Annotated in this window: 24 protein-coding genes, 1 tRNA gene and 1 pseudogene; 15 read left to right on the top strand and 11 right to left on the bottom strand. The window is 60.1% G+C overall.

The window, feature by feature from the left end; all coding sequences use genetic code 11:
* The first annotated feature begins 133 nt into the window (after positions 1–133).
* The 7 genes and pseudogenes from uca (at position 134) to ACWNZ1_RS00210 (ending at position 8818) form a co-directional block, all read left to right on the top strand.
* A complete protein-coding gene (gene uca, locus ACWNZ1_RS00240; protein ID WP_256452326.1) occupies positions 134–3775 on the top strand; it encodes an urea carboxylase in 3642 nt (1213 codons plus the stop codon).
* A 22-nt stretch (positions 3776–3797) separates the two neighbouring features.
* Positions 3798–5576 carry an allophanate hydrolase gene (gene atzF, locus ACWNZ1_RS00235; RefSeq protein ID WP_135844154.1) on the top strand — a complete coding sequence of 593 codons (1779 nt, stop codon included), beginning with the start codon at positions 3798–3800 and terminating at the stop codon, positions 5574–5576.
* A gap of 258 nt (positions 5577–5834) precedes the next feature.
* Positions 5835–6446: pseudogene (locus ACWNZ1_RS00230) on the top strand (GGDEF domain-containing protein); the annotation flags it as partial.
* Complete coding sequence (locus ACWNZ1_RS00225) at positions 6439–6657, top strand: cysteine-rich CWC family protein (RefSeq protein WP_135844152.1); 219 nt, start codon at positions 6439–6441, stop codon at positions 6655–6657. The pseudogene ACWNZ1_RS00230 and the gene ACWNZ1_RS00225, both read left to right, overlap by 8 nt.
* A gap of 35 nt (positions 6658–6692) precedes the next feature.
* Positions 6693–7385 carry a pseudouridine synthase gene (locus ACWNZ1_RS00220; protein WP_135844151.1) on the top strand — a complete coding sequence of 231 codons (693 nt, stop codon included), beginning with the start codon at positions 6693–6695 and terminating at the stop codon, positions 7383–7385.
* A 309-nt stretch (positions 7386–7694) separates the two neighbouring features.
* A complete protein-coding gene (locus ACWNZ1_RS00215; protein ID WP_135844150.1) occupies positions 7695–8579 on the top strand; it encodes an alpha/beta fold hydrolase in 885 nt (294 codons plus the stop codon).
* A 165-nt stretch (positions 8580–8744) separates the two neighbouring features.
* Positions 8745–8818: transfer RNA gene (locus ACWNZ1_RS00210), tRNA-Gly, on the top strand.
* A 268-nt stretch (positions 8819–9086) separates the two neighbouring features.
* Here ACWNZ1_RS00210 and ACWNZ1_RS00205 read toward each other — a convergent pair.
* Complete coding sequence (locus ACWNZ1_RS00205; protein WP_024616089.1) at positions 9087–9419, bottom strand: type II toxin-antitoxin system HicB family antitoxin; 333 nt, start codon at positions 9417–9419, stop codon at positions 9087–9089.
* On the bottom strand, positions 9416–9670 hold the full coding sequence (locus ACWNZ1_RS00200) for a type II toxin-antitoxin system HicA family toxin (RefSeq protein WP_280944755.1): 255 nt from the start codon (positions 9668–9670) through the stop codon (positions 9416–9418). The genes ACWNZ1_RS00205 and ACWNZ1_RS00200 overlap by 4 nt, the downstream gene beginning before the upstream one ends.
* A gap of 469 nt (positions 9671–10139) precedes the next feature.
* Between ACWNZ1_RS00200 and ACWNZ1_RS00195 the strand changes: the two genes are divergently transcribed.
* Positions 10140–10694 (top strand): hypothetical protein, encoded by a 555-nt coding sequence (locus ACWNZ1_RS00195; RefSeq protein WP_265072791.1) that lies wholly within the window; start codon positions 10140–10142, stop codon positions 10692–10694.
* Between the two features lie 23 nt (positions 10695–10717).
* Here the strand turns inward: ACWNZ1_RS00195 and ACWNZ1_RS00190 are convergent, their stop codons facing one another.
* The gene (locus ACWNZ1_RS00190; RefSeq protein WP_135844149.1) at positions 10718–11197 is read right to left on the bottom strand and encodes an Lrp/AsnC family transcriptional regulator; all 480 of its coding nucleotides are present in this window, start codon (positions 11195–11197) and stop codon (positions 10718–10720) included.
* A gap of 145 nt (positions 11198–11342) precedes the next feature.
* Between ACWNZ1_RS00190 and ACWNZ1_RS00185 the strand changes: the two genes are divergently transcribed.
* From ACWNZ1_RS00185 to ACWNZ1_RS00175, 3 genes are all read left to right on the top strand, one after another.
* Positions 11343–11972, top strand: a complete 630-nt coding sequence (locus ACWNZ1_RS00185; RefSeq protein ID WP_256452323.1) for a LysE family translocator — start codon at positions 11343–11345, stop codon at positions 11970–11972.
* A gap of 287 nt (positions 11973–12259) precedes the next feature.
* The gene (locus ACWNZ1_RS00180; protein WP_256452322.1) at positions 12260–12475 is read left to right on the top strand and encodes a type II toxin-antitoxin system HicA family toxin; all 216 of its coding nucleotides are present in this window, start codon (positions 12260–12262) and stop codon (positions 12473–12475) included.
* A gap of 1 nt (position 12476) precedes the next feature.
* Positions 12477–12887: a type II toxin-antitoxin system HicB family antitoxin gene (locus tag ACWNZ1_RS00175; RefSeq protein ID WP_280944754.1), complete on the top strand. Its 411-nt coding sequence runs from the start codon at positions 12477–12479 to the stop codon at positions 12885–12887.
* 105 nt (positions 12888–12992) lie between these two features.
* On the opposite strand, the gene ACWNZ1_RS00170 is transcribed toward ACWNZ1_RS00175, so the two are convergent.
* Positions 12993–13139, bottom strand: coding sequence for a hypothetical protein (locus tag ACWNZ1_RS00170; RefSeq protein ID WP_178084240.1), 147 nt, complete (start codon positions 13137–13139; stop codon positions 12993–12995).
* A 173-nt stretch (positions 13140–13312) separates the two neighbouring features.
* Here ACWNZ1_RS00170 and ACWNZ1_RS00165 point away from each other — a divergent pair, with 173 nt between their 5' ends.
* Positions 13313–13717 (top strand): low affinity iron permease family protein, encoded by a 405-nt coding sequence (locus tag ACWNZ1_RS00165; protein WP_135844145.1) that lies wholly within the window; start codon positions 13313–13315, stop codon positions 13715–13717.
* A gap of 48 nt (positions 13718–13765) precedes the next feature.
* Here ACWNZ1_RS00165 and ACWNZ1_RS00160 read toward each other — a convergent pair whose 3' ends face one another.
* From ACWNZ1_RS00160 to fos, 4 genes are all read right to left on the bottom strand, one after another.
* Positions 13766–14674: an SDR family oxidoreductase gene (locus ACWNZ1_RS00160; RefSeq protein WP_135844144.1), complete on the bottom strand. Its 909-nt coding sequence runs from the start codon at positions 14672–14674 to the stop codon at positions 13766–13768.
* A 76-nt stretch (positions 14675–14750) separates the two neighbouring features.
* Complete coding sequence (locus tag ACWNZ1_RS00155; protein ID WP_135844143.1) at positions 14751–15254, bottom strand: DUF4142 domain-containing protein; 504 nt, start codon at positions 15252–15254, stop codon at positions 14751–14753.
* A gap of 281 nt (positions 15255–15535) precedes the next feature.
* Complete coding sequence (locus ACWNZ1_RS00150) at positions 15536–16885, bottom strand: diguanylate cyclase domain-containing protein (RefSeq protein WP_135844142.1); 1350 nt, start codon at positions 16883–16885, stop codon at positions 15536–15538.
* A gap of 188 nt (positions 16886–17073) precedes the next feature.
* Entirely contained in the window at positions 17074–17490 is a 417-nt protein-coding gene (gene fos / locus ACWNZ1_RS00145; protein WP_135844141.1) for a fosfomycin resistance glutathione transferase, read from the bottom strand.
* Between the two features lie 305 nt (positions 17491–17795).
* Between fos and ACWNZ1_RS00140 the strand changes: the two genes are divergently transcribed.
* Positions 17796–19025, top strand: coding sequence for an aminotransferase class I/II-fold pyridoxal phosphate-dependent enzyme (locus tag ACWNZ1_RS00140; protein WP_256452319.1), 1230 nt, complete (start codon positions 17796–17798; stop codon positions 19023–19025).
* Positions 19026–19037: 12 nt separating this feature from the next.
* Entirely contained in the window at positions 19038–20201 is a 1164-nt protein-coding gene (locus ACWNZ1_RS00135; RefSeq protein ID WP_256452318.1) for an MFS transporter, read from the top strand.
* Here ACWNZ1_RS00135 and yiaY read toward each other — a convergent pair.
* Positions 20198–21346 (bottom strand): L-threonine dehydrogenase, encoded by a 1149-nt coding sequence (yiaY, locus tag ACWNZ1_RS00130; RefSeq protein ID WP_135844138.1) that lies wholly within the window; start codon positions 21344–21346, stop codon positions 20198–20200. The genes ACWNZ1_RS00135 and yiaY overlap by 4 nt on opposite strands.
* A gap of 140 nt (positions 21347–21486) precedes the next feature.
* On the opposite strand from yiaY, the gene ACWNZ1_RS00125 reads away from it, so the two are divergent.
* On the top strand, positions 21487–22506 hold the full coding sequence (locus ACWNZ1_RS00125; RefSeq protein ID WP_256452317.1) for a DUF4917 family protein: 1020 nt from the start codon (positions 21487–21489) through the stop codon (positions 22504–22506).
* A gap of 175 nt (positions 22507–22681) precedes the next feature.
* Here ACWNZ1_RS00125 and ACWNZ1_RS00120 read toward each other — a convergent pair whose 3' ends face one another.
* A complete protein-coding gene (locus ACWNZ1_RS00120; RefSeq protein ID WP_456027280.1) occupies positions 22682–23026 on the bottom strand; it encodes a YegP family protein in 345 nt (114 codons plus the stop codon).
* 81 nt (positions 23027–23107) lie between these two features.
* The gene (locus ACWNZ1_RS00115) at positions 23108–23689 is read right to left on the bottom strand and encodes a DJ-1/PfpI family protein (RefSeq protein WP_135844135.1); all 582 of its coding nucleotides are present in this window, start codon (positions 23687–23689) and stop codon (positions 23108–23110) included.
* Positions 23690–23698 lie beyond the last annotated feature (9 nt).

The following is a 23698-nucleotide window of genomic DNA, read 5'->3' as shown; positions in this document are numbered from 1 at the left end:
CGCTCCCACAGGGTTCAGCGGTGTTTTGAAGTTGATTATTTCGCCACCAGGGACGACCCCGGCGGCCATCGAAAACTGCGGGACGGCCCGCATCCCGGTTCAGGCAGCCATGCATGCCTGAGGGGGTTATGCCATGTTCGAAAAAGTCCTGATCGCCAACCGTGGCGCCATCGCCTGCCGCATCCTGCGGACCCTGCGTGAACTGAAGGTCGAAGGTGTGGCGGTGTATGCCCAGGCCGATGCCGCCAGCTTGCATATCCTGCAAGCCGACCAAGCCCATTGCCTGGGCGAAGGCGCGGCGGCCGCCACTTACCTGGCGGTAGACAAGCTCCTGGCGATCGCCAAAAGCAGCGGCGCGACGGCGATCCATCCCGGCTACGGTTTTCTCTCGGAAAACGCAGCCTTCGCCGAAGCCTGCGAAGCCGCAAATATCGCTTTCATCGGCCCGACGCCGGAGCAACTGCGTGTGTTCGGCCTCAAGCACACCGCCCGCGACCTGGCACGCCGACACGGCGTGCCGCTGCTCGAAGGCACCGAACTGCTCGACAGCCTCGACGCCGCGCTGCTGGCAGGGACGCAGGTTGGCTATCCGGTGATGCTCAAAAGCACTGCCGGTGGCGGCGGCATCGGCATGCGCGTGTGTCGCAGTGCCGCCGAGCTGAGCGAATCCTTCGAAACGGTGAGGCGCCTGGGCCAGAACAACTTCAGCGATGCCGGGGTATTCATCGAGAAGTACATCGAACGCGCGCGGCACCTTGAGGTGCAGGTGTTCGGCGACGGCCAGGGCCAGGTGATCGCCCTGGGCGTACGCGACTGCTCGGTGCAGCGGCGCAATCAGAAAGTCCTCGAGGAAACCCCGGCGCCGAACCTGCCCGAAGGCATGGCTGACGAACTCTGTGCGGCGGCGATCCAACTGGCCAAGGCGGTGAACTACCGCAGCGCCGGCACCGTGGAATTCGTGTTCGACAGCGATGCCGGACGCTTCTATTTCCTGGAGGTGAACACCCGACTGCAAGTCGAGCATGGCGTCACCGAGCAAGTATGGGGCGTGGATCTGGTGCGCTGGATGGTGCAACTGGCCGCCGGAGACCTGCCGCCACTTTGCGAGTTACGCCAGGGTTTGAAAGCCGAGGGCCATGCGATTCAGGCACGTTTGTATGCCGAGGATCCGGGCCGGGATTTCCAGCCTAGCCCAGGGCTGCTGACCACCGTGCAGTTCCCGCAATGCGATGGCAAACAACTGCGCATCGACACCTGGGTCGAGGCCGGTTGCCAGATCCCGCCTTACTTCGATCCGATGATCGCCAAAGTCATTCGTTGGGCCCCCACCCGCGAGCAGGCACGCCTGGGCTTGTATCAAGCGCTGGATGAAAGCCTGCTGTACGGCGTGGAAACCAACCGCCAATACCTGCAACAGATCCTCCTCGATGCACCGTTTGCCAACGGCCAGCCCTGGACCCGCTGCCTGGAGGCGCTGGTCTATCGCGCCAACACCTTTGAAGTGCTCAGCCCCGGTACCCAGACCAGCATCCAGGACTATCCCGGTCGCCTCGGCTATTGGGCGGTGGGTGTGCCGCCGTCGGGACCGATGGACAGCCGTTCGCTGCGCCTGGGCAATCGCCTGCTGGGTAATGAAGAAGGTGCGGCGGCGTTGGAAATCACCATGAGCGGGCCGCTGCTGCGCTTCAACTGCCCTGCCCGGGTGGCCGTGACCGGTGCGGTGATTGCGCTGACCCTCGACGGTGAAGCCGTACCGATGAACACCGTGCTGTCGATTGGAGCCGGCGCCACCCTGGCGATCGGCACCATCGCTGGGGCCGGGGCGCGCAGTTACCTGTGCCTGCAAGGCGGCGTGCAAGTGCCGGATTACCTGGGCAGTAAAAGCACGTTCACCCTCGGCCAGTTCGGCGGTCATGGCGGACGGGCGTTGTGCACGGGCGACGTGTTGCACCTCAAGCCACTGGATGAGCACACGGCGCTGCCGCAAACGAGCGTGCCGGTTCTTGAGTTGCCGAGCGTGCGGCAGATTCGTGTGATCTATGGCCCTCACGGCGCGCCGGAATACTTCACCGAGTGCTACATCCAGACCTTCTTCGACACGGCGTGGGAAGTGCATTTCAACTCCAGCCGTACCGGCGTGCGCCTGATCGGGCCGAAACCCGAATGGGTACGCGCCGACGGTGGCGAGGCCGGCCTGCATCCTTCCAACATCCATGACAATCCCTACGCCATCGGTGCCGTGGACTTTACCGGCGACATGCCCGTCATCCTCGGCCCCGACGGCCCGAGCCTGGGCGGCTTCGTTTGCCCGGTGACGGTGATCGAGGCGGACCTCTGGCAACTGGGGCAACTCAAGGCGGGGGACAAGGTGCGGTTTGTGCCGGTGGATGTATCGACCGCCCGATCTCTGGCCTTGAAATGGGATCAATGTGGGAGCGGGCTTGCTCGCGAAAGCGGTCTGTCAGTTACATCAATATTGGATGTCCCGCCGCTATCGCGAGCAAGCTCGCTCCCACAGGGGATTTCGTCGCCTGTGGTATTGGATATCGGGCGGGACGATACCCGCCTGGTGGCGAGATTGTCCGGCGACACCCATCTACTGCTGGAAATCGGCGCCCCCGAACTGGACCTCGTGCTGCGCTTTCGCGCCCATGCCTTGATGCAGGCTTTGGAACACAAACAATTGCACGGTGTGATCGACCTCACCCCGGGCATTCGCTCACTGCAAGTGCACTATCAACCCGAGCAACTGCCCCTGGCCGATCTCCTGGCCATTGTCGCCGGGGAATGGGACGCGGTGTGCGCCGCACAGGACCTGCAAGTGCCGTCGCGCATCGTCCACCTGCCGCTGTCCTGGGACGACCCGGCTTGCCAACTGGCGATCGAAAAATACATGACCACGGTGCGCAAGGACGCGCCCTGGTGCCCAAGCAACCTGGAGTTCATCCGGCGCATCAACGACCTGCCCAACCTCGACGAAGTGCAACGCACCGTGTTCGACGCCAGCTACCTGGTGATGGGCCTGGGGGACGTCTACCTCGGCGCGCCGGTCGCCACGCCGCTGGACCCACGGCATCGGCTGGTGACCACCAAATACAACCCGGCCCGCACCTGGACCGCGGAAAACTCGGTGGGCATCGGCGGCGCCTATATGTGCGTGTACGGCATGGAGGGTCCGGGGGGTTATCAGTTCGTCGGGCGCACGTTGCAGATGTGGAACCGGTATCGGGACGTTGCCGCATTTGACGGCAAGCCCTGGCTGCTGCGGTTCTTCGACCAGATTCGTTTCTACCCGGTCAGTGCCGATGAACTGCTGCGCATCCGCCGGGATTTCCCCCTGGGCCGCTTCGACCTGAACATCGAACACAGCCAGCTCAACCTCGCTGATTACCAGCGTTTTCTGGCGCAGGAGGCCGACAGCATCGCCGCGTTCCGACAGCAGCAACAAGGCGCTTTCAACGCCGAGCGCGAGCGTTGGATCGCCAGTGGCCAGGCGCACTTCGACAGCGAAGAACCTGCCCCCGCGCCGGACGAAAACACGCTACTGAGCGAGGATCAAATGAGCGTCGACAGCCACATCGCCGGCAACCTCTGGCAGGTGCAGGTGGAAGTGGGCGCCCGGGTCGCCGTCGGTGATGTGCTGGTGATTCTGGAGTCGATGAAGATGGAAATCCCGGTGCTGGCGCCCGTGGCCGGGGTGGTGCGCGAAGTTCGCGTCCAGCCAGGTTCAGCGGTGCGCGCCGGACAGCGCGTCGTGGTGCTGGAACGTGACTGAACTCAATCAAAGGATTAACACCATGAACCTCTCTCTACGTTTGGACGATCTGCGCAACGCCTACCGCAGCGGCGAACTGACGCCTCGCCAAGTGCTGTCGAGCCTGCGGGAAAAAGCCGCCGCGCTGAATCCGGACTATCACCTGTTCATCCACCTGCTGACGCTTGAGGAACTCGAACCCTTCCTGGCCACACTGGAAGGCCGCGACCTGGAAAGCCTGCCACTGTACGGCGTGCCCTTCGCGATCAAGGACAACATTGATCTGGCCGGCATTGCCACCACTGCCGCGTGTCCGGCGTTTGCCTACGTGCCGCAACGTTCGGCCACCATCGTCGAGCAGTTATTGGCGCTGGGCGCGATTCCGCTGGGCAAGACCAACCTCGACCAGTTCGCCACCGGACTCAATGGCACCCGCTCGCCCTACGGCGCCTGCCGCAACAGCGTACTGTCCGACTATCCGGCGGGCGGTTCGAGCGCCGGCTCGTCACTGGCGGTGGCCCTGGGCGTGGCAAGTTTTGCCTTGGGTACCGACACCGCCGGTTCCGGTCGGGTACCTGCGGCACTGAACAATCTGCTGGGGTTGAAAGCCACCAAGGGCTTGATCTCCACGGCCGGCGTAGTACCGGCCTGTCGCACGCTGGACTGCGTCACGACCTTCACCGCAACGGCGCGGGAAGCCAGCCAGTTACTGGCGCTGACGGCTCGTCTCGACCCCCGCGACGAATACAGCCGCAGCAATCCGCTGTGGAACGACGGCTCAGCATTCGGCGCGCCGCGACGCTTTCGCTTCGGCGTGCCTCGCCCCCAGGACCTGGCCTTTTTCGGCTGCGACGAAGGTCCGCAACTGTTTCTGGACGCCATCGAGCGGCTCGAACGCATAGGTGGCGAAGCGGTGGAACTGGACTTGTCGCCGTTCCTGGAAGCCGCACGCCTGCTATATGAAGGGCCTTGGGTCGCCGAGCGCTACAGCGTCGCCGGCCAATTGATGGAGCGCGAGCCTGACGCCGTATTACCAGTGATCCGCGCCGTATTGGCGAAAGCACCTACCGTGGATGGCGTACAGACCTTCCGCGCCCAGTACCGTTTGCAAGCACTCAAAGCCCAATGCGACCGCGTCATGGAAACCCTCGATTGCGTCCTCACGCCGACCATCGGCCGTCCGGTGACCCTCGCCGAGCTGGCCGCCGAACCGGTGTTGCGCAATTCCGAGCTGGGTTACTACACCAATTTCATGAACCTGCTGGACTATGCCGCCGTCGCCGTCCCCAGCGCGTTCATGGCCAACGGCCTGCCTTGGGGCGTGACGCTGTTCGGTCGAGCCTTCACTGATCAATACCTGCTCGGCGTGGCCGATGCCTTGCAGCGCCAGCAGGATCCGGCGTTGCCAACGCCAACCAACCCGGCACGCCACGACCGGGCACGACTGGTGGTGTGCGGGGCGCACCTGGACGGATTGGCGCTTAACTGGCAGCTCAAGCAACGCGGTGCCCACCTGGTCGAAGCCACCCGCAGTTCACCCGATTACCGCCTCTATGCCCTGGCCGGCGGCCCACCCTTGCGCCCCGGCATGCTTCGGGTCAGTGAAGGTGGCGTGGCGATTGAGGTCGAGGTCTGGGAAATGCCGAGCAGCGAACTGGGTTCGTTCCTGACCGGCATCCCCGCGCCGTTGGGGCTGGGCAAGGTGCAACTGGCCGATGGCCGTTGGGAAAGCGGATTCATTTGCGAGGCGTATGGCTTGGAGGGCGCGCAGGAGATCAGCCATTTGGGGGGATGGCGGGCTTACCTGCAAAGCCTTAAGTAGTTGTGAACCTGTGGCGAGGGAGCTTGCTCCTTCGCCACAGTGCTATAAACCCTGCAAATCCGAGCATCTTTTCCTACAAGGCCACTAAACTGATTTCATTGGGTCTGCGCCAAGGAAATCGCCATGTCGCTCCGTTCGCCGTTGTATTCCCAGCGTAAGCCGCTCCTGCTCGTAGTGCTGCTGCTCGGTGCAGGCTTTCTGATCATTTCATTGTTGGGCTACCAGGCTGCCCATACCTCGGTACGGGACCACACTCTCAAGACGCTGTACCTGAACCTGCTGATCGGCCTGCTCGTGACACTGGCCGTGTTGGCAATCCTTTATCAACTGATCAACAGCTATCAACGCCGCATCGACGCCCAGACCATCCTCGACAGCCTGACCGAACTGCCGAACCGCCGAGGCTTCGACCTGCTGGCGGTGCAAGCCCTGCACGAAGCCCAGCGCGAACCCAAACCCTTGACCGCGCTGTTGCTGGAGCTGGACGACTTCAAGCGGCTGGACGCCAACCACGGTCACATCGCCACTGATCAACTACTGACCGGGGTAGCGCGCGATCTGACTGAAAGCCTGCGGCAGTCGGACATCGTGTGTCGCTGGAGTGCCGATACCTTTGTCGTACTGCTCAAGGACACCGATGGGCAGACCGGTCTGAAAATCGCTGAGAAAGTTCGCCAGCACATCGAAAACCAACGCTATTTCTGCAGTGGGAAACAATTACGGGTGACCGTCAGCATCGGCCTCACCACCTTGCAGGACGAAGACGTCTTGCACAGTCTGCTGTTGCGGACCGATCATGCGCTGCAACGCGCCCGGCAGACCGGGTGCAACCGAACCTGCGTGGAACTGCCTCACTCCAGTTATGAATAAACCCGACCTGTGCCCGGCCTGCGGCGCCACCAATGACTGCACCCTGGCCGACCCGCGAACCGTCGACCGCACCTGCTGGTGCTACAGCGTGAGCATCGACCCGGCCGTGCTTGAAGCGTTGCCGGCCGAACAGCGAGATCAATCCTGTTTATGTCCGCGCTGCGCCCAGGTACTGGAGCAGTTGCAAGCCAAGGGACTGCCGATTGGATAAGATGCGCGTCCCTTTTTCTCTTGCCCTGCCCGCCCATGCGCGTTGACCGCTTCCTCAGTAATCTGCCGTGTTTCAACCGCCAACAGGTCCGCCTGCTGCTGGTGGAGCGTCGCGTGCGGATCGACGGCCAGACCGTCGACGATCCCCATGCACAAGTGCGTGAGTTCAGTCGGGTTGAAGTCGATGAGCAGGTGCTGCAAGCGGGCCGCCCAGCGCGCTACTTCATGCTGCACAAGCCGCCCGGCTGTGTCAGCGCCACCCGCGATCCGCAGCACCCCACCGTGCTCGACTTACTGGACGAACCGGACAAGGACGACCTGCACATCGCCGGGCGCCTGGACTTCAACACCACAGGGCTGATGCTGATCACCAATGACGGAAGCTGGTCGCGGCGCCTGACCCAACCCCAGACCAAACTGCCCAAGGTCTATTACGTCGAGACCGAGCAAACCATCACCGCCGAATATGCCGTCACCTTCGCTCGCGGCCTGTACTTCGCTTTCGAAGACCTCACCACCCAACCAGCGGAGCTAACACTGCTGGGGCCAAAATCGGCGCGCCTGAGCATCGTTGAAGGGCGCTATCACCAGGTCAAACGCATGTTCGGCCACTTCGATAACAAGGTGTTGCGCCTGCACCGTGAGCGCATGGGGCCACTGACGCTGGACGCCCATCTCGAGCCTGGCCAGTACCGCGCCTTGAGCCCCGGGGAAGTCCATCTCATTTGAACCCGCTACCGCTGGGCAGAAGTGTCGAACAATTTTCCAATCGGTACTTGCGCAACAGTCGCCCCCCTGCTTGAATCAAACCGTCGGCCGAAATGTGACCGATGAGTCACAACATACTTCCAAGAAACCTTTTGCCGGTTGGAATCCTCAGGTTCCGCCTTGCTCCTCCGGCAAACTGCCCGCCTATAACAACACCCGTCGACCATTGTTCGGATCGACATGGGCCTTATCTTTCAGGCGTATGCCTACCTGTCACATTGCCCGTGCAATCTTATTGCGCGCATACCCGCTTGCCAGGAGTCTTATGACATGAGGCCAGAAATCGCTGTGCTGGATATACAGGGTCAGTATCGGGTTTACACGGAGTTCTATCGCGCAGACGCCGCACAAAAGACCATTATTCTGGTCAACGGCTCGATGGCCACCACTGCGTCGTTTGCACAGACCGCCAAAAACCTCTACCCGCAATTCAATGTCGTGCTGTACGACCAGCCCTACGCGGGCAAGTCCAAGGCCCACAACCGACATGAGCAAATGCTGACGAAAGAGATCGAAGGCCAGATCCTTCTGGAACTGATCGACCACTTCGCCGCCGAGCATGTGCTGTCCTTTTCCTGGGGTGGCGCCGCCACGCTGACTGCATTGGCGCAGCGCCCACGGCGCATCGAAAAAGCGGTGATCAGCTCATTCTCGCCGGTGCTCAATGCGCCGATGCGCGACTACCTGGAGCGCGGCGTGGATTACCTCGGCTGCCTGGACGGCGACCGTGTCGGGCACCTGGTCAACAGCACGATTGGCAAACACCTGCCGCCGCTGTTCAAGCGCTTCAACTATCGCCACGTCAGCAGCCTGGCCGAGCATGAATACGGGCAGATGCATTTCCACATCAGCGACGTGCTCCACAGCGATCGGTTGTGCTACGTCAACGCAGCGAAAAAAATCAACGTCCCGGTATTGTTCCTGAACGGCGAATGGGACGAATACACCGCGGCCGACGACGCGAGGCTTTTTGCCGATCACGTGCAGCACAGCAGCTTCAGCACACTGCAAGCCACCGGACACTTCCTGGACATGGAGCACAAAGCCGCCTGCCGGGACAGCCGCAACGCCTTGCTGGACTTCCTCAAACCGGCTCGCCACGAAAGCCGACCGCGCTATAGCTACGTGCAGGGCTACCATGCACCGGCTATCTGAAACCGAGTCCTCGCGAGCAAGCCCCACCCTGTGCTTTTTTGGCTACGGGGGCTTGCCCGCGAACGACCGCTCTGGTTTGAGGCTTGCGTAGACGACTGACCTCGTCGTGCGTAAAGAAAAACTTCAAATCCGTGCCCACATCTGGTACAAAGTCAGCCGCTCTGAGCGGGTGTCGTATAATGGCATTACTCCAGCTTCCCAAGCTGATAACGAGGGTTCGATTCCCTTCACCCGCTCCAATCGAATTCTGGTCTCACGTCGTGTGGTTTTGACGAGGGACGTAAAAAACCGGCTCTTGGTGGCCGGTTTTTTTTGGTCTGGAATTTGTGGTTGGCGGTGTTCTCGAGAATAAATAGATGCGTCCCCATTGTTTACAGACCGGGGAATACGAAGGGAGGTGATGACTCGGAGAACATGACGCGGCTTAACCAGTTATGGGCCGTGGGCTATCGGCAAACGGAGTTTAACGGAGGCAACTGAGATCTGGCTTCCTGTCGCAGTCTGTCTTCAGGCATGCACTTCACGATCAAGAACATCGGCCACCCACTGGTTGATGCTCTTGTGAGCGAGCTGAGCCTTTACCGCGACCGTTGCATGGAGCGCGGGGGCGAGGCGAAGGCTGAGATTGCCAGAATAAGGCTTCTGCGGCGCTCGCCCCAGTTTGGCACACGTCTCCAGATAATCAGTAACCGCCTCTTCAAACGCGGCTCGAAGCTCGCTGACAGATTCGCCGTGAAACCCGACGACATCCTTAATACCAGCAATGTGGCCTACAAACAGACCGTCCTCATCACTGTAGTCAATTCGCGCGGCGTAGCCCTGATAATTCATAACGTTCACGGTGTAACTCCTGCTTGTTCAAGGAAAGCCCGAACATCACGTACCTGGTAGGGCTTTGCTTCTTTGTCTGGGTGGGGCCGGTGGAAGGTTGCGACCACGCCATTCAATTCAAAACGTACACGCGATCCACTGCCTTCAATGGTCTTGGCACCCGCTGCGCCAAGCAGTGACTCAATACGGGCCCACTCCAACATTGAAGGTGTCGGCTTAGAGAATATGGCTCTGAGCGTGCTGAGCTGCTTATTGTTCATGGTATTACACCGCGATACCAAAAAAAAGATTCATCATCTGCGCTTGACGTCACTGACGTGCGAGCAGCACCGATCAATAGAGTCAAAATGCGGTGTCGGACGTCAATCGCTTATCAGCAATCGTGCACTCCGTTCTGCGGGGCACTATTTCCTATCTACCCAGATGTGGATAGCGGGTAGCTCCCGCAGCTTTTGTAGGCAAGATCAGAGAGTTGCGTAAGAAAGAGCGTTAACTGTTTTTCGGTCAGTTGAACGTGTTGTTGGCTCTTTTTCGTCGGTCGGTCAAATGGGTAGGATCGCCTGATCATCCCTTCACCCGCTCCAATCGAATTCTGGTCTCACGTCGTGTGGTTTTGACGAGGGACGTAAAAAACCGGCTCTTGGTGGCCGGTTTTTTTTGGTCTGGAATTTGTGGATGTTGCGCCCTAATGTAATGGCCACCTCGAGTAAAGATGAAGGGAAGCAAGGGATGCGCCTTATTGATTCACATCTCCCTACGTACCAGTTCAGTGAGCAGCATTCAGTGGACGTTCCCGTAGCCCCTTCCCGTGCGATGGCGCATGTCCTCGCTCATCGTCCTGAAGACGACCGCTTTTTTCGATATGCAATCAAGCTCCGCGAGCTCCCGATGCGCCTGCTGGGCCGGCCTTGGCGCGAAGGGGCTGATCGGCCCGCTTCGTTCGGCCTGGATAACTTCACGTTGCTGCAGCGCGATGACGATACGGAAGTTGTTTACGGACTCGCCGGCAAGCTTTGGAAAGCTGACTACGGCCAAGTCCCTGTAGCGGATGCCGAGGCGTTCCGGGTATTCGATGAGCCGGGCTGTGTGAAGCTGGTGATCGGTTTCACCTGCCAGTTATTGCGGCCGGGCTTGACGAGAGTCACCACGCAGACGCGGGTGCATTGCCTCGATGCTGATGCGCTGCGAAGTTTTACTTCGTACTGGTACCTGATTCGACCGGTCAGTGGGCTTATTCGCCGTCGCATGTTGAAGGCGATTGCGCGACGTTGCGCCAATGAATAGGTGCTGACGCACATCCGAAAATATCAACCGCCCCCCGGCAAATGCCCCAACGGCAACGCCCCCGGCGTCTTCACCGTATGAATCGCAAAGTTGCTCCGGATATCACTCACCCCCGGCAACTTCAGCAGCCGCCCAGTGAGAAAACGGTCGTAAGCCCGCAAGTCCGGCACCACCACTTGCAACAGAAAATCCGATTCGCCTGACACCAGAAACGCCGAAATCACTTCCGGCAATGCCGTGACGGCCTGGCGAAAGGCTTCGGCTTGTTCGTCGTTGTGCCGCTCAACCTTCACGCCGACAAAAACTGTTAATCCAAGCCCCACTTCGTCGCGGTCGAGATTGGCTTGGTAACCACGAATCACACCGGCTTCTTCAAGCATCCGCACACGGCGCAAGCAGGGCGACGGGGACAGGCCGATTTCTTCGGCCAGTTGCACATTGCTCAGGCGGCCATCGCGTTGCAGCGCGGCGAGGATTTTTCGGTCGAAGGCGTCCAATTTCATGAATTGGCAGTTCCCAATTGAATAGTGCGAATAGCTGGCAGGTTATGCCAATTAATGAATCTTTAGAAGCTGACTTCGCAACCACCTGCCCCGCCCGTCAGCCATAGACTTGATGCTTGAGAATCATCGATGAAGGGGGTGTCGCATGGCAGAGCTCTGGTTGTTTCTGATGGCCTTGATGGTGGTGTACGTGTTGCCAGGGCCGGACATGATTCTGCTGCTGCAAACCGGTGCCCGTCAGGGCAAGGGCGCGGCGCTGGCGACGGCGGTGGGCCTGGGGATTGCTCGTGGATGTCATGTTGCATTGGCGGCGCTGGGACTTTCGGCCTTGTTCAAGACGGCGCCATGGACTTTCGATGTCGTGCGCCTGACCGGGGCTGCCTACTTGTTATGGATCGGTTTTCAATGCTTGCGGACCACGTTGTTGCCAAGTTTTGAAGGCGCCGCTGTCGAGGCCAGAAAGCGACACTGGCACCTGGCGATTCGGCGTGGGCTGCTGACGAATCTGCTCAATCCCAAGGCCTTGTTGTTTTGCTCGGTGTTGTTGCCGCAATTCATCGATCCACAGGGCGGGCCGGTGCTGGGGCAGTTTGCGACCCTGGGCGTGATGTTGGTCAGCGTCGGTTTCTTGTTTGATAGCGCCTACGCTCTGGTAGGTGTGGCGCTCGGGCGCTGGCTCCAGCGCTCCCCTTCGGCCCAGCGCTTGCAGCAGTGGCTGTTTGGGAGTCTTTTGATTGGGTTTGCGGTGCGACTGACGTTTGTGCAGCAGTCGTAGAGTTCGCTGCTGGGACTCATGCTTGAGAACGAAAGCAAACTGAGCCGAAAATCCGGGGCGGCTACGCACCCCAGCGGGAGAAAGTGCCCTCGCCACGGGCGCAATCCTCCGCTCATCACATCCAGAAATAAACCCAACCCACCTCACCTCCGCCCTTGTGCAACACGGCCTCTAGACTTCGTAGCAATGACTGCACTTACCTACCGATATCGCCTTCGGTGGTTATAGTGTTGATCATTTAATTTCAGTAGGTATAGTACCTACCAATCACACCACACGGAGGTGATGTGAATAGCCGATTTCTGATAAGCCAAATTATTGCGGACGGTGGGTATCTGGTGCGGGGTCGGGGCAGTCACCATCACTTCAAGCATCCGACCAAGCCGGGGCTGGTGACGGTACCCCATCCAAAGAAGGACCTGCTCAAAAAAACGGCCATCAGTATTTTGCAACAGGCGCTGCTTCAGACGGCCAGTTGCGCTACGTCTGCGGAGGACGATTGAAATGCTTTACCCGATTGCGATTTCCATGGGCGATGACAAGCACGCCTGGGGTGTTGAGGTGCCGGATATTCCCGGCTGTTTTTCCGCTGGCGACGACCTGGACGAGGCCATGGCGATGGCACGTGAGGCCATTGAGGGGCACTTCGAGATTCTGGCTGACGACGGTTCGCCGATTCCGTCGGCCAATACCGTCACCTTGCATGCAGCCAATCCAAAATATGCCGGCTGCACTTGGGCGCTGGTGGACATTGATGTGACCAAGTACCTGGGCAAGGCGCAGAAGCTCAACATCACTTTGCCTGGCTACCTGCTCAATCGTATTGATGAATATGTGTTGCACCATCCTGAGGAAAAAAGCCGCTCAGGTTTTCTGGCCTCGGCGGCGCTGAAAGTGCTGCAGCAGGGGCGCTGAAAAATAGCAGGTTGAAATACAGAACCTGCTTGCGATAGCGGTAGACCCGCCAATATCAATGTTGCCGATCTGACGCCATCGCGAGCAGGCTCGCTCTCACAAGGGTTATTTTTTCTCCGAACCGGACTCTTTCATCTGTATCGAAGACTTGGTGCCATCGGTGTTGTCCTTGGTCTCATTGCCCGAGTTGTCGAAGCAGCCCTGCAGGGCGAACAGGCAACAGGCAAGGCAGAAGGTGCGGGTGGCGTTCATGGTGTACTCCGGTTGAGGTCTTTAAGGAGTGACCCTTGGACATGGCAAATGTTGCGACGGTCTTCTGGCAGGGCGATAGACGTTCGCCTAAAGACCGCCACCCAACATAAGCAGAATTTTCATCACGTCGTTGCTGTCTCACCAGACAGGTGCATCCCACAAGGAAAACAGCAATGACCTTCGCAAAAATCGCACAAAAACTGGCCCTCTGGGCGGGGAGCCCCAAGACCTTTTTGGGGGCCATCGTGTTGCTGGTGCTATGGGCCGTCAGCGGACCTTTTTTCCAGTTCAATGATACGTGGCAGCTGATCATCAACACGTCGACGACGATCATTACCTTCCTGATGGTGTTCCTGATTCAGAACACGCAGAACCGTGATACCGACATCTTGCATCTGAAGGTCGACGAGTTATTGCGAGCGACCAAGAATGCGCAAAATGCGATGCTCGGGCTCGAAGCGCTGGATCTCAAGCAATTGGAGGCGCTGAGAAAGCATTACCAGGCGATGGGTGAAGACGAAGTCAAAGGCCTGGAAGGCTTGGAGGAAAAGAACAAGATCGATCTGAACCAGTGTTGAGTGGGGCGCGCGAGTGGTGGTGTGCCACTCGCACGGTCCGGTCAAGCATCAAGGTAGCGGATTGCCGCCCGTCACGCCGAACACTTCTCCAGTGATGTAACTCGACTCCTGGGATGCCAACAACACATAAAGCGGCGCGCATTCGGCCGGTTGACCTGGACGTTTCATCGGCACCTGGGAGCCGAACGTAGGAATCTTCTCTTGCGGTTGTCCGCCGCTGGGTTGCAGCACGGTCCAGATCGGCCCCGGTGCCACGGCGTTGACACGGATGCCCTTGCCGATGACCTGCCCGGCCAGCGCCTTGGTGAATGCCACGATGGCCGCTTTGGTGGTGGCGTAATCCAACAGCGTCGCGGACGGGTCGTAGGATTGGATCGACGCCGTATTGATCACGGTCGCTCCCGCCGGCATCAGCGGCACCGCCGTCTTGCAGAGCCAGAACATCGCATAGATGTTGGTTTTCATGGTGTCGTCGAATTGCGCAGTGGTGATGTCGGCAAGGTCTTTTTGCGCTTCCTGTTTGCCGGCGACATTCACCAGAATATCCAGGCCACTCAATTGCTCGTGAGCACTTCTCACCAGTTGGACGCAAAAGGCTTCGTCCTTGAGATCGCCCGGTATTGCAATGGCCTTGCGCCCTTCGGCTTCGATCAGTTCGATGACTTGCCGCGCATCCCGCTCTTCACTGGGCAAATAATTGATCGCTACATCGGCCCCCTCCCGGGCATAGGCGATGGCGGCCGCGCGGCCGATCCCCGAGTCGCCACCGGTAATCAGCGCCTTGCGCCCTTCCAGGCGGCCGAAACCTTGATAGCTTTTTTCGCCGTGATCCGGCTTGGGCACCATGTCCTGGTCGATGCCCGGAGGCGACTGGGGTTGGTCGGGAAAGGGTGGACGAGGATATTGAGTCAGCGGGTTCTGCATCGCGTATTGGTTGGGTTCTCGGCGTGTGGACATCGAGGCTCTCCTTTTCTGCGGGCAAGATGAACCAGAGCGCGAGCGCCCCGGTCCTGAATGTAAAACGTACGGCGAATCAGCGGCTGGCCTGGAGCGCCCGGGCCATTTTGAGATGGGTTTGCAATTTAGGCAGGGTTTCGTCGGCGAAAGCCTTTATTTCTGGCACTTCGGTGCTCTGGGCCTGCTGTTGGATCTGCGCGATGGCGTCCTCGGTGGCCTTGACCTGGCTGGCGGCATAGGCGGCTTCGAACGACTCGCCCTCCTGCACCTGCGGCATCAGGGTCTTGGCCTTGTCCGCGACCTCTTCACGGGGCGCGACCGGCAGGTCGAGCTTCTTCGCGATCTTCGCCAGGTGCTGATTGGCAGTGGTGCGGTCGTTGATCACCATAATGGTGTAATCCTTGACCTCTCTGGATTCGGCTTTCCCGTGGGCCATGCGACTGGCTTCGATGTCGGCCATGCCTTTGGCCGAAGCATCGTTGATGAATTCGACAGGCGATTGAGCCCAGGCACTGCCGGCACCCAGGCCCATCAGCACGACAAGACTGGTGGTACGAAAAAAGGTGGCCATACGGCTCATGGTCGCGCCCTCCTCTGATAAAAGTTTCTGGCGGGTTTCCCTGCCTCTGAATCAGAACCACCTGTGACGATTTAGCGAGACGCCTGGCGCGGTTTTCGGCCAAATACTGCTTTCACGACGCTCGTGTTGGTGGTTCTCCCACTTTTGCGACCCACTTCAAACGTCTTGGTTCGATCGCGGGCGATGTTTCCGGCGAGTGGGATCCGCCTTACATAGGAAAGGGACAGTGCCTGAAAGGTTTGAAAAAAACGTCTAACACCACGACGAACGGTGGTGCGCGGTCAGATGCCGGACGCCTCGTGATTCTGGCGTTTGGCGGCGTACATCGCCGCGTCGGCGTGACGGAACAGTGCCACGTCCTCAGTGCCATGGTCGGGGAAACAGGCCACGCCGATGCTCGGCTCGATGCTCAGGCAATGCCCGTCCAGGCGTAGCGGCTGGGCCAGCGTATGACGGATTTTCTCCTGTACGCGATGGGCATCTTCCAAAGTCTGAATGCTATGGAGCAGGACCACGAACTCATCGCCGCCTATGCGCGCCACGGTGTCGGTATCCCGGATACATCCCTTGAGACGACTGGCCACCGCTTGCAACAGCATGTCACCCACCCCATGGCCGTAGGTGTCGTTGATCTGTTTGAAGCGATCCAGGTCGATGTACAGCAAGGCCATGCGCCCTGACGCAGCGCGAGCGGTGACCAGTGCGGCCTTGAACCGGTCACGCAGCAATGCGCGGTTGGGCACTTGGGTCAACTGATCGTACTGCGCCATGTGCTGCAACCGGGCGTGCAATTGCTGACGCTCGATGGCGATGGTGACCTGTGCACAGACGTATTGCAGCAGTTCCTTGTCCTGCTCAGTGTAACGTTCGTTGTCTGGGGCGCTCTTGACGATCAACGCGCCGATCGTACCGTTCTGCGAGTTCAGCGGTACGCCCAGCCAACAAGGCGCGTCCGGACGCGCCACGAGGTCGGAAAAACCTGGCGGCAACTGGCGGCAACCGGGGGTCAGCAGGATCGGCTGACCACTGCGAATCACCTCAGCGCACAAACGCCCGGTGATCGTACCGGGCAATTCAGGCTGCCGCTCCAGATCGTCAACGTGGTAAGGAAAGTTCAGTTGCGCACATTGCTCGTCATACAACGCCACCGAAAAATTCAGCGCCGGCAACCACTCGCCAATGATCAGGTGGATGCGCTTGAACAACGCCAGCAAATCCGCCGCTGCGTGGGCCGCCTCGGAAATCGCATACAACGCCGCCTGCCGGGACTCGGCCTGCTTGCGCTCGGTGATGTCCCGCGCCACGGCGATCCGCAGTTGATCCACCGGCGACCAGCGCGCCGACCACAAAATGTGCACCACCTGGCCATCCTTGCGCAGGTAGCGGTTCTCGAAATTGAGCTTGGGCTCGCCGTCCATGATCTCCCGTGCCGCCTCAAGGGTTCGCTGGCGGTCGGCAGGGTGCACCATGTCGATCATCGGCCGGCCAATCAACTCCTGCGGGGTGTAGCCGAAAATGCGCTCACAGGCGGCACTGACAAACACGAACCGCCCTTGTCCATCGACGGCACACACAGCGTCCATCAAAAGATCGATGTAACTGGCCAGCGGCGCGGAACTTCGAGTATCCATGGTGCTGGAGGTCATCCGGATGATGCGGCGGTGAGTGAGTCCGGGGGGCAGTTCACCACGCTGATACAGCGTGCAGCCCTGACACGCCCCCATACATACGATGAGGATAGCGTAAGTGATCAGTATGAAAACGGTGAGATCCGCAAGACAACATCGACGAGTACCGCAACGCCAGACAACTCGCCCCCTCACGGATCCGTAAAAAACTCCATTCCCGCATAAGGAGCCTGCCGACAAGCCTTCAGCCTGGAAGCCAGGTCCCCCACATGGACCTCAAGCTTGTGCCCATCCGGATCGAGGAAGTAACACGAATCACCTTCACTGCGATTGTCGCGCCAGGGCGTTACCTGGGCGGCGTTCAGCCGCGCCATCAGCAATGGAAAATTTCCCGCATCGATGCTGAACGCGTAATGGGTGTAGTCCGCGGCGGGCTCGGTTTTTCGCGCCGGGTCCAGGGACAGGCACAACCATAACCCAGGCAGCGACAGATAAGCCCCGCTGTCCCACTTGGCCTCAAGACGAAGCTGCAGCAGCTCGCGATAAAACCCCACGCTGCGGTCCAGATCGGTGACGGCAAGGGTCAGATGATTGAAGCCTGAGAGCATGGATAAGCAACCTTTAGAAAGATATCGACGTTACGCCGCCAACCGGTGTCGCGCCTGCGCTGCTGGCAAAGCGAAACGCAGCATATTCGGGGGTAAAAACACGACTTCACCGAGCTCTGACGGCGCGAATGGATTTGCCGCCCAAGCCCTTAGGCAAGGTCCTACACAGAAGTCTCCCGTAACACTCAAACACACCAGAAATAGCCGATTCAAAGCCCGGCACAACGATCTGTAAAGTCTGGAAACACACAGATATTGAAACACCCCACGGACAGCACCACTCAACCAAGGAATGTAATCGCGCCATGACTGCACAATCGACCCATCACTTCACCAACTACCGCAAAGCCATTTCCCTCGCGGATCCGGACTGGAAGAGCGCCGAAGTCGGAAAAATCTCGGGGCTGAATGTCGAGGTCAAGACCCCCAATGTCCTGGTCGACCAGTACGGCCGGACCTTTCATCACTTCTGCACCACTTCCTACCTGGGCCTGGATTACCACCCCGCGCTGCTGGACGGCGCCATGACCGCCCTATGGGAAACCGGGACCCTGCGTGTGGCCAACTCAAAGAATCGCTGCAAGCTGGCGATCCTGGACCAATACGAAACCCAATTGTCAGAGTTGTTTGGCGCCAGCTGCCTCAGCGCCCTGTCGTGCAGTGCTGCCAGCGCCGGGATCCTGCCGTTGCTGGCCAGCGGCGTGCTGACGGACAATCGGCCGCCGGTGATGGTGTTTGATAAACATGCCCATTACTCGATGAATCACATCAAGGCTGCCTGCGCCGATGAAACTCAAGTCATCACGTGCCCGCACAATGACATGGATTTCCTCGAAGACCTGTGCAAACAACAACGCAACGTGGCCTACGTGGCCGATGGCGCCTATAGCATGGGCGGCGTAGCGGATCTGGACAGCCTGCTGTATCTCAAACATCGTTATGGCCTGTTTCTCTACCTGGACGACTCTCACGCGCTGTCTACCGTAGGACAATGCGGCGCTGGCCTGGCCCGTTCGCGCTTCCATGCGGTGGACGAGCGCACCCTGATTGTCGCCTCACTGGCCAAGTCGTTCGGGGCCAGTGGCGGGCTGGCCATGTTTGGCAGTGAACGGCACAAAGCGTTGGTGCAACGCTATGGAGGACCGAGCAACTGGTCCCAAAGCCTGAACGCAGCGGCCATTGGCGCCGGCATGGCCTCGATCCGCCTGCACCGCAGCCGGGAATTCAGTGCCTTGCAGGAGCGTTTGCAGGCTAATATCCGCCTCTTCGACAGCCTCGTTCGTACCGAACAGCGCAGCAGCCCCATGGCGATCCGTCTGATGCCCTGCGGTGAAGCGACCCTGGCCAATAGCGTGGCGGTCGAACTGGCCGAGCTGGGGTATTTCACTTCAGCGGTCTTTTTCCCCGTGGTACCGCAAGGCAAGGCCGCAATCCGCATCACTCTGCGTGCCGATATGGAGCCCAACGTGATTCGCTCATTCTGCGAACGGCTCACCGACCTGCTGCTGGCCCACGGACGTGACATCCGTCCTTGAAACGAGTGCTTGATGAAGAACCGCACGACCCTGATCGTCACCTGCACCACCGTCTTCCTCGCGCAGCTGGGCATGAGCATCTACTTGCCGGCCCTCCCCGATATCGCCCGGGACCTGGGGAGCGATGCGTCCCGGGCATCCTGGGGGTTGTCGGTGTACCTGATCGGCATGGCGCTGCCCATGTTGTTGTGGGGCAGCCTGGGCCAGCGCCTGGGGCGCAAACCGATCTTGCTGGCGGCTTTGGGGCTGTACGGCCTGGCCAATATGGCCCTGCCGTTGGGCACGACAGTGGAGGCATTCCTGGCGTTCAGGCTGATCCAGGGCATCGGTGCCAGCGGCATCTCGGTGATGGCGCGGGTGTTGATTCGTGACAGTTTCAGCGGCGATCTGTTGGCCAAGGCCCTGTCATGGATATCGATTGCCTTCGTGATCGCCCTCGGCATCGGCCAGTACCTGGGCTCGCTGATCCAGGCGGCTTTCGGGTGGCAGGCGATCTTCTACGGGCTAGGCGCTAGCAGTCTGGCCATGGCAGCGGCCGTGTCCCGGGCACGGTTCCCGGCGCTGACAGAGGCCCGCAACGGGCAATCGGCGTGGCGTATTTACGGGCAGATACTCAGGTGCCGGGGTTTTCTGCTACCAGCATTCGCAGGTGGTCTGGGTTACGGAGTGATCGTCGCCTTCAATACCGCCGCACCGCTGATTCTGCAGGAAAGCTTCCACTGGTCGCCCATTGAGTACGGTCTGCTGGGCTGGCCGATCAGCGCAGCGTATCTGCTCGGCGCGCTGGTGGTGAACGCTTTTGTGTTGCGTACCGGCCAACGACGGATGATGGGCTGGGGCATCGCACTGGTGCTGGGCGGTAGCGCGACCATGCTGGCAGGCAGCCTCACCCTGAGCAGCATCGCGTTGCTCTTCTGGCTGCCGTATTGCTTCGCGGTGTTCGGCCAGTCGTTGACCTATCCCATCAGCCTGTCCCTGGCCAACGAGGGTTCACCGGTGGCCGGTGCCTACGCCATGGCGTTGAGCGGTTTTCTGCATCAACTGATGGCGTCGGTGATGGGCGCCATGGCCAGCCTGTTGTTGAGCCAACAGGCCTGGCCGCTGGCAGCGTTGTGCACGCTGCTGGGGATGGCGGCGATGTTATGCGTGAGGTTCATGCCGCCACGGGCCCCTTAAAACGCGCTGCGGAAAATTTCTTCGATCTGCCGCTGATCCGCCGCTCGCGGGTTGGTCAGGCCGCAAGCGTCTTTCAAGGCATTGGCAGCCAACACCGGGACGTCATTGAGGCGCACGCCCAAGTCACGCAAACCGGCCGGAATTTCCACGTCATGGGCCAGGCGACGAATCGCCGCAATGGCGGCCTGGGCGCCCTCTTCCGGGCTGAACCCGCGCGTGTCGACACCCATCGCCTGCCCCACGTCGGTCAGGCGAGCAGCGCACACCAAGGCGTTGAAGCTCTGCACATGAGGCAGTAGCACCGCGTTGCATACACCGTGAGGCAAATCGTAAAAGCCACCCAACTGGTGCGCCATCGCGTGTACGAAACCCAGGGAAGCATTGTTGAACGCCATCCCCGCCAGAAACTGCGCGTAGGCCATGTTCTCCCGCGCCGTCAGATCGCTACCATCGCGTACGACCTTGCGCAGATTCTCGCTGATCAGGGTGATGGCTTTCAGCGCGCAGGCATCGGTGATCGGATTGGCAGCGGTGGACACATAAGCCTCGACCGCATGGGTCAACGCATCCATGCCCGTGGCGGCGGTCAGGCCCTTGGGCATCGCCACCATCAGGGCCGGGTCGTTGACCGACATGAGCGGGGTCACGTTGCGATCGACAATCGCCATTTTCACGTGGCGGGTTTCGTCGGTGATGATGCAAAAACGGGTCATTTCGCTGGCGGTGCCGGCCGTGGTGTTGATGGCGATCAACGGCAATTGCGGCTTGCTCGAGCGGTCGACGCCTTCGTAGTCACGGATCTGGCCACCGTTGGTGGCGCACAGGGCGATGCCCTTGGCGCAATCGTGGGGCGAACCACCGCCCAGCGACACCACGAAATCGCACCGGCTCTCCTTCAGCAGTCCCAATCCGAGTTCGACATTGGCAATGCTCGGGTTGGGCTTGGCACCGTCGAAGATCACAGAATCGATGTCCTGCAGCGCCAGTTGCTCGGCCACCATATTCGCGACGCCGGCCTTGGCCAGCCCGGCGTCGGTGACGATCAGCGCCTTGCGAAAACCGTAGTTGCGGATGGCGGTCATCGCTTCATCGAGGCAGCCCAGCCCCATGATGTTCACGGCGGGAATAAAAAAAGTACTGCTCATGGGGTCACGCTCCTGGTTGAGGCCGGATCGGCAGGGCCTACAGAATGACCGAGTAGTCACGACGTATCTTGATCTGGCTCAAGACTGGGTCGTGATAAAGTCGCGCCCTGCCTTTTGCCACGTTTGGGATAAGCTTCGCGATGACCGATTTCCAGGAATATGACGCCCGGCTCGAAGACTGGGAGGCCTTGCGCGCCCATACCACCTTCAGCGGCTTGCTGGTGGGCAATGGTGCCAGCCGCGCCGTATGGGACGATTTCGGCTATGACTCGTTGTTCGAAAATGCCCGCACCGTTGAAGAAAAGCCGCTGAGCCCGTCGGAACTGAGCGTGTTCGACGCGATGCAGACGCGCAGTTTCGAGCAAGTGCTCGGCGCGCTGAAAACCACCAGCCGAGTCAACAAGGCCCTGGCCGTCAGCTCCGCCGCCCCGCGCAATCGCTACTACGCGATCAAGGAAGCGCTGATCAACACCGTGCACGCTGTGCATATCCCCTGGCGACTGGTGCAGCCGTCAACCCTGGCGACGCTCAACCAGGAGCTGAGTCGCTACCGCACGGTGTTCACCACCAACTACGATTTGCTCAACTATTGGGCGATCCAGCATGCGCCGCAGACCCTCACCGACTTGTTCCTCGGCAGCGACCACGGTTTTGATCTGAGCCAGGTAGCCACGGACAAACCGCGCCTGCTGTACCTGCACGGCGGCCTGCACCTGGTGCGAAACCAGGACGGCACGGCGCGCAAGCTCACCTCCACCGAGGGCACGCTGCTGGGCAGTTTCGCCATCAACAACACGATCAAGACCCTCGACGACGTGCCGCTGTTCGTCAATGAAGGCCCGAGCCAGGACAAGCTCAAGACCATCCGCAGCTCCGACTACCTGTCGTTCTGCTATGACCAGTTGCTGCACCACGGCGACAACCTGTGCCTGTTCGGTCATGCCTTGGGCGAGCAGGACAGCCACATCGTGCATGCCCTGCGCCTGGCTGCGCCGAAAACCGTGGCAATTTCGATCTACCCCCGTAGCCAGGCGTTCATCCAGCACCAGAAGCGCCATTACGCCAAAGTGTTCCAGGGGTTGGGGGTGGAACTGCGGTTCTTCGATGCCAAGAGCCATCCGTTGGGCGATCCGAGGCTGTCGGTGCCGGTGGAGGTTTAACCTGCGCATGCATGACCGGGAAACCCACCTTCAGGTCAGTGCATGGTTTGGCTCGGCGCTGTAGGAGCTGGCGAAGCCTGCGATCCCTTGATCTTTCGCTTGGGACTCAAGCGCCTGCGGAAAGATCGCAGCCTCGCTTCGCTCGACAGCTCCTACGCCGTCTACCGGGGGAAACTCAAAGCGCCGCCAGGGTCTTGTCCTTGATCACCGTCGTCGGTCCGTTGGCCTTGACGCTGGCGATACCTTTATCCCGGGCGGCGTCCGAGGCGTAGGCCTCGCTGCTGCCAATCACCTCGTGGTTGACGGCCTTGAGATTGAAGTACGGATGGCCGTCCTTGGTGTTCTTGAGTTCATAGCGTTCGGCCAACGGACTGTTTTTCTGTACCGACGCGATGCCGCCGTCAGCACCGCTACGGGTGGCATACAGCTCGCTGGTCAAAATCGTTTCGGCGTTGGCCGCCTTGAGCACAAACCGAAACTGGCCGTTGCTGCTTTTGCTGATTTCGTACCATCCAGACATAGGAGTTCTCCTCAGGCGCGCAAATAGTTGCCCAAGCAGTAAAGACCCGCGGCGCTTGTTCTGCCAGTCAGGCCCGCCGCGCTATAGGGTGATGGCCGTGCCCAGCAAGGTCAGGAACCCCGCCAACCAGTTCGGGTGCGCCGGCCACGCCGGGGCGGTCGCCAGATTGCCCTGGACGTGGCCTTCGGTCACCGGAATATCGATAAAGGTCCCGCCCGCCAGACGTACTTCCGGGGCGCACGCAGGATAAGCGCTGCATTCGCGCCCTTCCAGAATGCCCGCGGCCGCCAGCAACTGCGCGCCGTGGCACACCGCAGCAATCGGCTTACCCGCCTGGTCGAAATCACGCACCAGTTGCAGGACCTTTTCATTCAGGCGCAGGTATTCCGGCGCACGCCCGCCCGGCACCAGCAGCGCGTCGTAGTCAGCGGCTTCGACACTGGCGAAGTCATGATTGAGGGCAAACAAGTGTCCCGGTTTTTCGCTGTAGGTCTGGTCGCCTTCGAAGTCATGGATCGCCGTGCGCACGGTTTGCCCGGCAGTTTTGTCCGGGCAAACCGCGTGCACGGTGTGGCCGATCATCTGCAAGGCTTGGAATGGCACCATGACTTCATAGTCTTCGACGTAATCGCCGACCAGCATGAGGATCTTCTTAGCGGCCATAGGGTGGGG

Source organism: Pseudomonas sp. CFBP 5748, assembly GCF_053850495.1.
Note: the sequence above shows the minus strand (reverse complement) of the source record. Positions and strands in the feature narration are given on the sequence as shown.